6 protein-coding genes, 1 tRNA gene and 1 pseudogene are annotated in these 13,020 nt (G+C 72.9%); 2 read left to right on the forward strand and 6 right to left on the reverse strand.

Translation table 11 applies throughout. The annotated features are described in order from the left end of the window. Positions 1-122: 122 nt before the first annotated feature. From FB453_RS25855 to FB453_RS35070, 5 genes are all read right to left on the reverse strand, one after another. On the reverse strand, positions 123-2,453 hold the full coding sequence (locus tag FB453_RS25855) for a transglutaminase TgpA family protein (RefSeq protein ID WP_486480450.1): 2,331 nt from the start codon (positions 2,451-2,453) through the stop codon (positions 123-125). Further along, on the reverse strand, positions 2,447-3,619 hold the full coding sequence (locus FB453_RS25860) for a DUF58 domain-containing protein (protein ID WP_145794413.1): 1,173 nt from the start codon (positions 3,617-3,619) through the stop codon (positions 2,447-2,449). Before FB453_RS25860 ends, FB453_RS25855 begins: the two co-directional genes overlap by 7 nt. 14 nt (positions 3,620-3,633) lie before the next feature. Further along, entirely contained in the window at positions 3,634-4,629 is a 996-nt protein-coding gene (locus tag FB453_RS25865; protein WP_112583044.1) for an AAA family ATPase, read from the reverse strand. 28 nt (positions 4,630-4,657) lie between these two features. Further along, positions 4,658-7,282, reverse strand: a complete 2,625-nt coding sequence (locus FB453_RS25870; protein WP_486480451.1) for a fibronectin type III domain-containing protein — start codon at positions 7,280-7,282, stop codon at positions 4,658-4,660. Between the two features lie 171 nt (positions 7,283-7,453). Then, positions 7,454-10,336, reverse strand: coding sequence for a tetratricopeptide repeat protein (locus FB453_RS35070; protein ID WP_486480452.1), 2,883 nt, complete (start codon positions 10,334-10,336; stop codon positions 7,454-7,456). 232 nt (positions 10,337-10,568) lie between these two features. Between FB453_RS35070 and FB453_RS25885 the strand changes: the two genes are divergently transcribed. Continuing rightward, positions 10,569-10,652, forward strand: a tRNA-Leu gene (locus tag FB453_RS25885). A gap of 2 nt (positions 10,653-10,654) precedes the next feature. Here FB453_RS25885 and FB453_RS25890 read toward each other — a convergent pair. Next, a complete protein-coding gene (locus tag FB453_RS25890) occupies positions 10,655-12,172 on the reverse strand; it encodes a recombinase family protein (RefSeq protein ID WP_486480453.1) in 1,518 nt (505 codons plus the stop codon). A gap of 207 nt (positions 12,173-12,379) precedes the next feature. Here FB453_RS25890 and FB453_RS25895 point away from each other — a divergent pair. Continuing rightward, a pseudogene (locus FB453_RS25895) lies at positions 12,380-12,936 on the forward strand (transposase); the annotation flags it as partial. Positions 12,937-13,020: the final 84 nt, after the last annotated feature.

The raw sequence follows: 13,020 nt of genomic DNA on the forward strand, positions 1-13,020 counted from the left end.
GATGGGCACTGGAACTGATCAGCGCCGCCCCGCCGCCGCTGACCCTGCCGCCACGGACCCCGCCGCCGGTGATCAAGAAGTTTGCGTCAGAAGTGGACCCGCAGTCGACGCAAAGCTCTTGATCAGCGCGGGGCGCGGCGGGCGCGGCGCAGGGGAGTGGGGTGCACGGACCAGAGCAGGCGGCGCCACCAGGGGCGGGCCGAGCGCAGGGCGGCCACGTAGGCGGTGGCCACCTGGGCGGCGCGAGCCGCCTGGTCGGGCGTCGCGGCGCCGGGGGCGAAGCCCACCTGATTGAGCAGGGCCGCCAACTCGTCGACGGCCGGGCTGGACTCGCCCACCGCCGCTGCGCTGCCGATGGACGCGTCGGCGGTTGTGTCGTGGCCGGTCGTGCCCGCTCGCGCGTCGGCGAGGGTCCGGCGGGCGTGCCCGGCGATCTCGGTGGCGGCCAGGTCGTCCCCGACCGGTCTGCCGGCCAGCCGGAGCGCGTCGGTGACCTCCCGCCAGGCGCCGGCGATGCGCTGGCCGGGGTCGCCCCGCACGAGCCGGCTGCGGGTGAGGGAGCGGCGCATCGCCAGCAGGGTGAGCAGGAGTGCCCCCACCACCAGCAGCAGGCCGCCACTGCCGCCGGCGACCAGCACCGGCGTGGAGACCCCGTCCGGGCCGGTCGGGGCGTCGGCGACGGCCGCCGGTTCTGGTGAGGCGCTCGGCTCCGCGGTCGGTGCCGGCGCCTCCGACGGCGGCGGGTCCTCCGGCGTCGGGCGGAAATCCTCCTCCACCGGTCTCGGCTCGTCGTTCGGGCGGGGCAGCGGGTTGAACGCCACCCAACCCAGCCCGTCGAAGAGCACCTCCGGCCAGGCGTACGCGTCACCGGCCAGCACCGGCCCCTGCCCGCTGGTCCGGAAGCCCACCACCACCCGGGTGGGTAGCCCGGAGAGCCGGCCGAGGACCGCGAACGCCGCCGCGAACTGCTCCGAGGTGCCCTCCTGCCCGCCGCCGTTGCGAGGCCCGAACAGGAAGAAACCCAGATTCGGGTACGCGTGCCCGCTCGGGGCGTCCGCCACCACCCGGTAGTGCTCGGCCAGGAACTGCTCGATCGCCGACGCCCGTGCGAACGGCGCGCCGTTCTCCTCGGCGAGTTGGGTGGCCAGCCGGCGCATCGGGTCGGGCACCCCGTCCGCGACCCGCAGCACCCGGGCCACCTCGTCGCCGGCGGGCACGTTCGCGCTGGCCAACAGGTTCGAGTCGGGGCGTTCCTCGGCGGAGGTCACCGAGTACCGCAGCCCTGGCGTCAGCCCCTCCGGCCGGATCAGCGTCCCGCTCGCCGGGTCGTACGCCACCCGCGCCCCACTGACCTCCCGGGGTGTCGCCACGGCGGGCAGCAGCCGGCCGCTCAACTCGGCCACGCTGATCTGCTGCCGGACCGTCTGCACCGTGCTGTCCCGCGCCGCGGTCGCGGCCGGCAGGATCCGACCGGCGTTGCGGTACGTCGCGCCGACGCGCCAGGTCACCCCGTCGTAGTCGCTGAGCACCGCCAACCGGATCCGCACACTGCGCACGGCGTCCGACGCCGGGTCAGCCTCGGGCGGTGCGTCGAGGCGTTGCGTGCTTACGTCGAGGAGTTTCTGCTCCGGGTGCAGCGCCCAGCCGGAGATCCGGATCAACGGGTTCTCGTCGAGCGTCTGCACCTGCGGCGGCTCCACGTACCGGCGCGGGTCCACCGGCCGGCCGTCGACCTGTTCCGCGACGACCGGACCGAGCAACGCCACCAGCCCAACCACCAGTGCCACCCCGAACGCCGCGCTGGTGGCCAGCCGCAGTCGCACCGCCGCGCGTACCCGGGGGGTCAGCTCGGCGGTCGGATCGCCGCCGCCGGACGCGGTCCGGGTGGGGGTGGCCAGGCCGAGGGCCGCGACCGCCACGAACGCCACTGTCGAACCCAGCGCCGGTTCGGCGTTCGGGCCGACCACGTAGAGGGCGGCAGCGTAGAGCCCCGCCGCCGGCAGGTAACCCAGCAGCACCCGGCCGGTGCGCAGCGCCACCTCCGCGCCGGTCAGCCCGGCCAGCCAGGCCGCGACGACCGGCACCAGCACCGTGTCCGGGGTGGGCTCCACCGGGATCATCGCGGTGAGCAGCCGGGGAATGCCGTTGCGGGCGGCGTCCGCAGTGACCTCCAGCAGGCCGCCCGGCAACTCCGCTTGGGTGGCGGCCAGCCGCAGCGACCACAGTGTCCAGCCGGCCATCGCGGCCACCGACACCGGCGCCACCAGCCAGGACGGCAGCCGCCGGGCGGCCACGCTGACCAGCACCGAACCCGCCGCCGCGCCGACGACCAGCCAGGTCAGCAGGCCACCGGCGTACACCCGGCCGAGCACCACCCCGGCGAGCGCCGTCAGCCCGATCAGCGCCAGCGGCAGGACCGCCGCCCGCAGCACCCGCACGGCGCCCGTCACCACCGGCGTACCCCGTCCCACTCGGCGGCGAACTGCGCGCCGTCGGCCGCGTCGACGACCACCAGGCCGGCGGCGCCCGGCGGCGTCGGCTCGGCCGCGCCGAACACAGCGACCACCACCGACGGGTACGCCCCGCGCAGCGCCCCGACGTGCCCCAGCTCGTCGCGACCACCCGGCCCGGTCAGGAAGATCAGCGTGTCGCCGAGCCGGTCCTGCCGCAGCCGGGTGGTGGCCGCCCGCACCGCGTCACCGTCGACGGACAGGTCGGCGGCGGCGAGCCGGTCCAGCGGCCCGAGCGCGCCGTCGGCCTCGCCGTCGGGGCCCGTGACCTCCGCCGGCTCCGCGGCGGCCAACAGCAACAGCACCGGCAGGTCGGCGCGGTGCGCGGCGGTGACGACCGACGCCGCCGCCTCACAGGCCGACTCGAACGACTCCGCCACCCCGCCGACCCGCTGCGGGTGCGCGGCGGCACGGTTGTCCAGCAGGACGACCAGACGCGGCAGGCTGGTGTCCACGTTCTCCCGCACCATCAGCTCACCCACCCGGGCGCTGGTGCGCCAGTGCACCCGCCGCAGCTCGTCGCCGACCACGTACTCCCGCAGCGAGTCGAACGTGATCGACCCGTGCGGGACCCCGTCCACCCGGCCGTCGAGGCTGCGCCCGGCGCCTCTGGGCACCGCCGTCAGCGGATGGATCCGGGGGTGCACCCAGACCGGCACCGCCGCACCGTACGGGCGGGCCAGCGCCACCAACCCCAGCGGGTCGCGTCGGGTCACCCGCAGCGGACCGACCGGGACCACCCCACGACGGTCGGTCGGCACGTCGTAGCGGACCTCGGTGTCCCGGCCGGGTCGCAGGCGCAGCACCGGCACCGGCACGGCCCGCTGCCCGCACCGGTCCTCGGCCAGCAGGTTCGCCGAGCGCAGCCGCCCGGTGTTGCGCACTGTCACCGTCATGCTCGCCGGCTCGCCGCGCGCCACACGGTCCGGGTCCGCGCGGCGGGTGACCGTCAGCCGGGGCCGCCAGGCCGCGACCAGCGCGGCGTAGCCGACGGCCGCGCCGGCCGCCGCGCCGAGCAACGTCAACTCGGGGTACGCGAACCGGAAACCCACCCCCAGCAGCACCACGGCGGCGACGAGCAGCCCGACCCCACGGGCGGTGATCCCCATCGCGCTGCTGCCGGTCAGCCCTGCACCGGAGCGGGTTGCCCCGACGGCAGTGGCACCGGCACCGAGGCGACGGCCTGGCGCAGCACCTCCGCGGGGGTCATCCCGCGCACCTGGGCGTCCGGGGTGAGCAGCAGCCGATGCGCGAACACCGCCTCGACGAGCGCCTTGAGATCCTCCGGCATGATCCAGCCCCGCCCGTCGATCAGCGCGTACGCGCACGCCGCGCGGGTCAACGCGATCACGCCCCGGGGGCTGACCCCGACGCGTACCTGCGGGTGGGTGCGGGTGGCCGCGGCCAACCGGACCGCGTACGCGTAGAGCGGCTCGGCGATGTGCACCCGGCGGGCCATCCGGACCATCTCGCCGACGGTGGCGGTGTCGGTGACCGGGGCGAGCGCCTCGGGGGATCGCACTGTCGCGCCGCGCAGCACCTCGACCTCGACGGCCTCGTCCGGGTACCCGACGGAGAGTTTCACCAGGAAGCGGTCCAACTGCGCCTCGGGCAGCCGGTAGGTGCCGTCCATCTCCACTGGGTTCTGGGTGGCGACCACCAGGAACGGCGACGGCACCGGGTGCCGGACCCCGTCCACTGTGACCGTCCGTTCCTCCATCACCTCCAGCAGCGCCGACTGGGTTTTCGGCGACGCCCGGTTGATCTCGTCGGCGATGACGATGTTGGCGAAGACCGGCCCCGGATGGAACTCGAAGTCCCGGGTCGCCTGGTTGAAGATTGTCACGCCGGACACGTCCGAGGGGAGCAGGTCGGGCGTGAACTGGATGCGCCGCCACTCGCCCTTCACCGTGGCGGCGATGGCCCTTGCCAGGGTCGTCTTGCCGACCCCGGGCACGTCCTCCAGCAGCACGTGACCCTGGGCGAAGAGCGCGGTCAGTGCCAGCCGCACCACCTGCGGCTTGCCGAGCACCACCGCGTTGACGTTCTCGGCCAGCCGGGCGGCCAGGGCGGCGAAGCCCTGCACCTCCGGCTGGGTGAGCGGCTCGTGGGTGTTCACGGTCGGTGGTGCTCCTCGCCTGGTGTCCTCAGCAGGTGGGCAGGACGTTGATGTTGTCGCCGCCCTCCAGGTTGAGCCAGGCCCAGGGGATGTAGTTCTTCCCCTTGAACTCGACCTGCACCCACCAGTTGCTCTGCTTCTGGTTGTTGTAGATCCACGAGTCGACGTTCTCGCCCGACTTCTTGCAGTACGCCTTGAGCCGGGTGCCGGGCTTGGCCCAGCCGGCCTGCTGGTCGTTGTCCTGCCGGGTGACCTTGAAGACCTCGTTGCCGTTGCGGCCGTCGACTTCCTTGTTGCAGTAGGTCCGCTGGTCACCGTCGGGCCCGTTGTTGCAGGTCGCGATCCCGAACATCGGCTGGGTTGCCTGCGCCTTCTTCGCGGTGCCCTTGCCGGCGGCGTTGCTCGCCGTCACCGTGAACGTGTAGTTGGTGCCCGGCGCCAGGCCCGTCATCGTGATGCTGGAGCACGCCCCGGCCTTCGCCGGCTCGCCCGTCGTGGTCAGCGTGCAGGTGGCCTGACCGCCACCGGCGTCCACTGTGAACGTGACAGTCGCCCCGGTGGCCGTCGACGACGAGCCGGTCACCGTGACCCGTGGCTCGGCCACCGTGCGGGCGGTGGCGGTGGCCTCCGGGCCCGGCCCCGCCTCGTTGACCGCTTTCACCTTCACCGTGACGTTCTGGCCGTTGCCCAGCCCGGTGACGGTCGTGCGGGTGTCGGTCACCTCGCTGACCCGCCCACCGACGTCCACCAGGTACTTCGTCACCGGCCGACCGTTGGCTTCGGCCGGCGCCCACTGCACCGTCACCGCGCCCGGCTGGTTGGCGACGGTGCCGGCGCGCAGGTTGAGCGGCCGACCGGGCGCCGCGAAGGGCACCACCGTGTTGCTGACCGGGGAAGCCGCCGACCCTGCGCCCTTGCTGTTGACCGCCACCACCGTGAACGCGTACTGGGTGCCGAACTCCAACTCACCGGCGGGCACCACCAGCTCCGTCTTTGTCGACTCACCGGCCGGCGCGTTCGTCCCCGCCGAACTTGCCGTCACCGCGTACCTCGCGATGGTGTTGCCCTGCCCGTTCGCCGCCGGCCACTTGACGAGGACCGTGCCGTCCGGCCGTTCCTGCGCGGTGACGCTCGCCGGTGGGTCGGGCACCGCGGCGGTCGGGGTCACCGGGTTGCTGTTGCGCGGCGGTCCGTCGCCCTTGGCGTTGACGGCGTGCACCGCGAACCGGTACGTCTCGCCGTTGGTCAGACCCTTGACCTCCACCGCACGCTGGTTGGCGCCCACCTCCAGGCGCTGCCCGGCGCCCTGCACCACGTACTTGATGATCTCGGCGCCGTTGGCGGCGGCCGGGCGCCAACTCACCCGCGCCTGGGCGTTGCCGGCGGCGGCGGTGACGCTGCGCGGCGCGCTCGGCTTGCCCACCCGCGGCTTCTTCGGCGGAGGCGGCGGCGGGGGAACCGGCGGCGGGTCACCGCCGAGCACGTCGTTGGCGTACTTGTTGACCTCGCGCACCTGGTGCTTGTCGTCCACCACCCGCGCGGTCGCCGAGTCGGGGGAGTTGATGAACAGGTGGTTCTCCCGGACCTCCAGCTCCAGCGGCCCGTTGGCCCGCCCGCGGATGGTCTCGACCAGCTGACCCGCCGCGTCGAAGGAGTAGATGGTGCCGGTGGCCTCGTCGGCGCAGTAGAACCGGTTCGCCCAGGCCACCGCCGGGCTGAGCCGGTCCCCCTCACCCGGCACGGTGAACCCGCTCTCCTGTCCACCGTCACCCACCAGCAGCACCCGCCGGTCGGCGGTCACCGTGACCGGCACCCGTGGGCCGCTGGTGCGCGCGGGCAGCGCCGCCGGGCCGGACAGCGTCAGCGCCGTCGGGTGCACCTCACCGCGCTGCACCCGCACCAGCTTCCCGGCCGTCCGGTCGAGCACCGCCACCCCGTCGTCCAGGGTGGAGACCACGAGCTCGTGGCTGGCGTCGGCGACGTCGTACGACTCGACCCGCTGCGGGCTGAGCCCGGCACCCGCGGGCGCGGCCGACGCCGGCGCGGAGGGCAGCTTTGCGGCGGTGATCGCCGAGACGGTGCCCTGGCTGGGCACCGCGATCCAGAGTCGACCCTTACCGTCGAAGGTGCCGCCGGTGATGCCCGGCGGATATCGCACCGGCTCGCCGACCGGGGTGAGCGATCGCGGGTCGAGCTGCCGGACGATGCCCTGCACGGCGTCGACGACGAACGCCGCGTCCTCGTGTAGGGCGACACTCACGCCCAGGCCGGGGGTGGTCCGGGTGGTCGCGCTGAGCTGGAGGGTGGCCAGATCCAGGGAGCTGACCTGCCCGGTCTGCAGGTCCCGCAGGATCAGCAGCCGGTCGGTCTGGGTGATCTGCATCGGGTGCTGCCGGGCACCGGGGATCTCGGTGCGGGTGTCCACCCGGGCGGTGACCCCGTTGACCCGGGCCAGCTCGCTGCGCGCCGCGCTCCACAGCCAGGAACTCGCGTCGTAGTTGGCCACCGCGTTGTCCGCCGCGCCCAACCCGAGGACGGTCAGCCCCATGGCGGCCAACAGCGCGGCCACCGTGCCGACGGTCACCAGCCCGCCGCGCAGCCGGGACCGGGAGCGGGGGGCCTCGGTCTGTACGGCGTCGTCGATGCTGGCCACAGCCGGCTGCCTCCCTGAGTCGTGGCAGGTGGCGCGCCTTCCGGCGACCCCTCCCCTGAGCCGGGTGCCATCATATGGCGCTGGTGGTGGCGGGGGAACCCGCACCGTCACCCCTGTGGATACCGAGAGTGTGCGTTGTGGACGTCCAGCTCAGCGTGGTTTCTGCTCGACTCAGCGCGGCGACGGTCGGCCGGAGGGCTCCCCACTCGACGTGGCTTCGCGTTCCCGCGCGGTGCAAACCTGCCCGGAAGTCGCAAAGCTGTCAGTGGAGTAGACCGCCAACACGGTGAAACAGTGATCCACTCGGGAGTTCAACCCGTTGACCGTGTAGCTGGTCCGACCCGGGTCCACGGTGGCGATCACGCCCAGGGCCTGCCCGGCCCGCCCGGCGGCGACCATGAACGGCACCGCGCCGCCGGTCGGGTCCGTCCAGGTCAACGTGATCGTTGTCGAATCGTCCCGCAGCTTCAGGTCGCCCGGCGGAAGCCCGGCCGCCGTCGGTGCCGCCGCCGTCGGCGTGGTCCCGGCCGGCGGCGGATCGTCGCGGGTCAGAAGCACCGCACCCAGGCCCACCACCGCCACGACGGCCACCCCGGCCGCCACGACCGCGCCGATCAGCGCCCCCCGGTTGCGGCCCGTCGACCCACCCTCATCGACGTACGCCGGCCGGTACGCATCCGGTGCCGGGTGGTACTGCTGACCCGGGTACGGCGCCTGGTGCTGGCCCTGGGTCGGGTATGGCGCCTGGGGCGGCTGGTGGTGGTACTGCTGGACCGGTGGCGGCGCGGCCGGCGGCGCCAGCGCCGGGTCGGTGCCCGGTGACCAGGCCGGTTGCGCACCGGGGCTCGGCTGCGCGGCGATGGGGCTTGCCTGAGCGAGGCTCGGGTTTGTCTGGGCGGCGGTGAAGTGCGCCTGGGCGGCACTGGGGCTCGCCTGCGCGGGGGCACGGTTCGCCGGGGCGGGCTGGGCGGCGGTGGGCCAGCCCGGACCGGCCTCAGCCCCGGCCGGGCCGCCGTGCGCCGGAACGGACGGCAACACCACGGTCTGGTCGGACAGTGCGCTACGGGCCCGCTGAGTCGGCACCACCGGGGCGTCGAGGATGCCCAGCCCGGAGTCGCCGTCCGCGCCGGTGCCGCCCGCGTCCGTCATGCTCTGCCCGGCGGGCGTGCTCTGCCCGGCGGCGACGGCCTGCGCAGCCGCCGTGGTCTGCGGAGGTGTCGTGGTGGGGGTGGGGGAGTCGGCACCTGGATTTGGCAGGGGCTGCGGTGGGGCGCTGCTGCTCCAGGGCGGTGCGGTCAACCCCCAGGGCGGCACGGGTGGTGCGCTCACCGGAGGCGCGGAGACGGGTGGTCCGTAGGGCGGCCCCGAGACAGGCGGCCCAAAACCGGGCGGCGCGGACACCGGGTAGGTGTGCCCGGGTGGTCGGGACACGGGGTGGCCGTGGCTGGGTGGTGCGGATACGGGCTGGCCGTAGCCGGGTGGCACGGGTTGGCCGTAGCCGGGCGGTGCAGAAACAGGTGGGCCCCAGCCGGGCGGTCCGGACACGGGTGGGCTGTAGCCGGGTGGTGCGGAGACCGGGTATGGCTGGGCCGGTGGTCCCGAGACCGGGTATGGCTGGGCCGGTGGGCCGGAGACCGGGTATGGCTGGCTGGGTGGTGCGGAGATCGGATGCGGGGTCACCGGCGGTGCGCTGGTGGGTTGGGCCGGTGGACCGCTCACCGGGTACGCCGGCCCCGGGTGGTCAACGCTCGGGGAGGGCCTGCCCGGTGATGTCGCCTCGGCGCCGGACATGTTGTGCGATTCGGTCGGCGCGGTTGGCCGGGCGGCGGCTCGGGCGGCCTCCTCGGCGAGCAGCGGCTCGATCTGGCGTACCCGGATCGTGGGGTTGTCCCAGCGAGGTGCCGGCACCGCCGGTGTCGCCGGCGGGGCGGTCGCCGGCTGGGGGACGACCGGCGGGGTCGCCTGGTCGCCGACCCGCTGACGTGGTGCCACGGCCGGCCCGGACGGTGGTCGGTCTGGTGACCGCTGCCCGGCCGGCGTCGTCGGCGAGCCTTCAGCCTTCGGCCGGAGCATCGGGCCGACCGGTGGCCGGGACGGTCCGAGCGGTTGCTCATCGGGGTGTTCACCGGGTGGCATCGCACGCTCGGGTGGTTGCTCATCGGTGCGCCGAAGCGGTGGTTGCGCGTCCGTGGTGGGTTGCCCGCTGACGCCCGAGCCGAGCGACATCGCATTCGCCGGCGGTGGCGTGTCGGCGCGCGGGCGGGGCGGCGTCACGGGTCTGGGTGGGGCCGTCGGCGGGCCGGGCTGCGCTGGCGCGATAGAGGGTTCTGCCGGCTGAACGGGCGTCGCCCGAGGGGCTGGAACGGATGCCGCGGTGGCGTGGCCGGGCGACGTGGGTGTGGCTGGTGCGCGTACCGCTGGAGGGGTTTGTTGGGGCGTGGCCGGCGGTTGCGGCGCCCACTGTGAGACGGCGGGCGGCGGGCCACCGGCGGAGGGCCGCATCGCGGCGAGGGTCGCCAGCGACAGGGTCGGGCCGGAGAGCGCCGACCGGGCACCGGGCTCGGTCACCGGGGCGACCGCGGCCGGACCGGACGTCGGCGCGGGGTGCTGCTCGCCCGGCGTCGGCGGGGGTGGGCCGAGGTAGTCGCGGGCTGCGCGTACCGCCGGGTGGTTCTCCCCCAGCGCGGCGGGACCGGCGGTGGCGACGCGGGTGTAGTTGCGGCGGGCCTCGTGCCGGTTGCCGAGCTCCTCCGCCACCTCAGCGAGCTCGAAGGCGAGGGCGAGCATCAGCGGGTCGGAGTGCTCCCAGCGGCGCTCGCCCGCCGCGAACGCCTCCTCCAGCACCCGGCGGGCGGCGAGGGGGTCGTCCCCCTCCCGGTGCAGCCGTGCCAGGAGGTGCGTGGTGTGCAGCACCTCGGGATGGTCGTCACCGTATGGCGGGGGAGCGGATTTGACGGCCTCCGCGAGCAGTTGCCGGGCGGCGCTGAGGTCGCCCGCGGCGCGCAGGGCGAGGGCTCGGTGCTGGGCGGCCGCCAGGGGGGAGGGATGGGACACGTGGCAATGCTGCCGTCAGAGGGCCGCCGGACGCTACCCGGACACGCCTCGGCGGTGTGTCGGTGCGGCCGTTCTGAGGCGGCTTGAGCAGCGGCGGAAGCGCCGTGGGAGAGGCGCTGGAAGGCGATGTGCATGATCCACGAGCGGCGTGTACAGTAACTCCCCGTGCGGCCCGCTTTGCTGACTGCCGGATGGAAGATCATCTGGTCGGCGAGGTAGGCTGAACGTGTAGGTCCGGGTGGCGGAATGGCAGACGCGCTAGCTTGAGGTGCTAGTACCCGTATAGGGTGTGGGGGTTCAAGTCCCCCCTCGGACACATTATTTCCACACGAACTGTGATGGTTGTTCGTGTTTTGCGTGATCCCCGTCCCGTTGGGCGGGGATTTTTGCTGTCGTGGCGAGGAAGCTCCCCGCCGGGGTGAGCGGGTAGATCGCGGTTTCGGCTTCGATGGTCCACGCGTGGTGGTCACACACAATGATCATGTTGTTGGTGCGTAAGTAGGCGGCAAGCTTTTCTGGGTCGGGGCTGCGCAGTGCGGGATGGCGACGGTGTAGCCCGCGGTCGTGTCGGATGCGGTCGAGCAGGTGGTCTTCCCGGATGTAGAGGATCTTCGGTTGGGCGAAGCTCCTGGTGCGGGTGCTCGTGTGTCCGTGTCGGCATCGGTAGCCGGGTCGGCCGTGGACCCAGTGGGAGTCCATGATCCGGCCGCACACGCCGCAGCAGATCACTCCGGCTAACACATAGCAGCGGGGGATGCCGTCGGCTGGGATCGGCGCGGTGTGGATTGCCTGGACGGCGACGAAGTGTTCTTCGCTGACCAGCGGACAATGCGCGATCTCGCGGGAGATGACCCAGTCAGTTGAGGCGCTCCACCGTTGGATCTCGTGGTGTCGATCGAAGGTTCCCTCGTCAGGGAGGGCATCACGGTCGGTCCGTTGACGGTTCCAGACCTGCCGCCCGGTGTAACGGGGGTTGGCCAGGATCGCCGCGACAGTGGTGAGCATCCATTGGCGGCCGCTGCGGTGGGGGTTACGCGCTGGGTCGGCGCCGGACGGGCACGGGACGCCGTTGTCGTTGAGGGCGCGGGCGATGCTGGCCACGCTCCGGCCAGCGAGCCGCTGCTCGAAGATCCACCGGACGTGGGGTGCGGTGGCAGGGTCGGGCTCCAAGCGGTGTAGGCGTCGTCCCCAGGCGGCGTGGGCGCGGTTCGGATGAGGGCCGGCGTCGGCGAGCCGGTAGCCGTAGGGAGGCCGGCCGCCGAGATGTCGGCCCTGCAACTCCGCCTGAGCGCGCATGGCCGCGGTGGTGCGATGCCGGGCTCGGGACACCTCCCGCTGGGAGTGCACGCCGAGCAGGTCCAGCAAGGCCAGCTGCCGCGGGTTATCGAAGTCCACCGGCCCGTAGGTTTCCGGCAGCCACAGCTGCACGCCGTGCCGAAGGAGGGTAGGGGTCAACTGTTCAAGCTGTTGGCCGTGGAAGGCGCGTTCGTATTCCCCAACAACGATCGCGTCGAATCCGCGTGCCGAGTCCATCACGGCGTCGAGCAGCCGTGCCGCCTGCGGCCGGTCCGGCCAGGGCGCCCGGCGGGAGACGCCCTCGTCGAAGTACTCCACCACGATCCGGCCATGACCGGCGACCAAGTCTTCGGCGTAGTTACGCTGCCACCGGCACGACGACGCCCGATCCTGAAAGTTGACGGTGGACATCCGTCCATAGAACGCGAACCGCAGTCCGTCCGCGGACGGGGTGAACCGTTGCGGCCGTAGCTTCCGCTGCCCGGCAGCCCAGGACGAAAGAGTGCTCCGTCCCGGTTCTGCCGCCGCCCTCGTCGCCATAGGACCTCCACGATCGGTGCGTCTACCCCGTCCTGGTTCCCACATCCAGGGTAAGAGGTATTGCACGACTCATGCCGGTCGATCACCCTTTCGGGTGATATCGATAGTCCCTAGCCGGTGCGGCTCATGCATAGCGCCATGCGGCGCGGCGCGGCAACAAAGCTAGCCGTCGGCACGTGGCGTGCTGGTTCAGAACGCGGCAGCAACCTGGCCCGCACCAAGGCCGGGCGCGCCGTTGAGCCATCGGCCGAAGTGATCCACACCCAGAGCGTGAAGACCTCCACCAACGCACCACTGGCCAGCCAGGGCATCGACGCCGGCAAGAAGATTGCCGGACGCAAACGCGGCATCGTCACCGACACCCTCGGACTGCTCCTCGCCGTCATCGTCACCGCAGCCAGCACCAGCGACAACACCATCGGCATCGACCTGCCCGGCCAGGCCAGAACCGCCCCGCCCTGCCCTGGCCACGACCTGGGTCGACGCCGGCTTCAAGAACAAGGTCATCGACAAGGCGCCACCCTCGGCATCGACGTCGAGGTCGAGGTCGTCACCAAAGACCCGCACAATCGAAGGGTTCGCGGTGGTCACACGCCGTTGGGTCGTCGAGCGCGCACTGGGCTGGATCATGCTGCAACGCCGCCTGGCCCGCGACTACGAAACCCTACCCGACAACTCAGCCAGCATGATCGCGCATCGCGATGATCGGCAACCTCACCAAACGGGTCACCGACCAAACCACCCCGACCTCGCGAGGCATCTGAAGATCACATCACCCGCAAAATACGCGAATCAGACCTTCTAAGGGATTTCGCCGATGCTCATTTGGTAGGGCAGCGGCGGGTAGC

The organism is Micromonospora sp. CNZ322 (assembly GCF_007827755.1).

Excerpts from the sequence above, each read along its gene's own strand:
- FB453_RS25860 (WP_145794413.1), bottom strand. The coding sequence starts at position 3,619 with ATGGGGATCACCGCCCGTGGGGTCGGGCTGCTCGTCGCCGCCGTGGTG.
- FB453_RS25890 (WP_486480453.1), bottom strand. The coding sequence starts at position 12,172 with ATGGCGACGAGGGCGGCGGCAGAACCGGGACGGAGCACTCTTTCGTCC.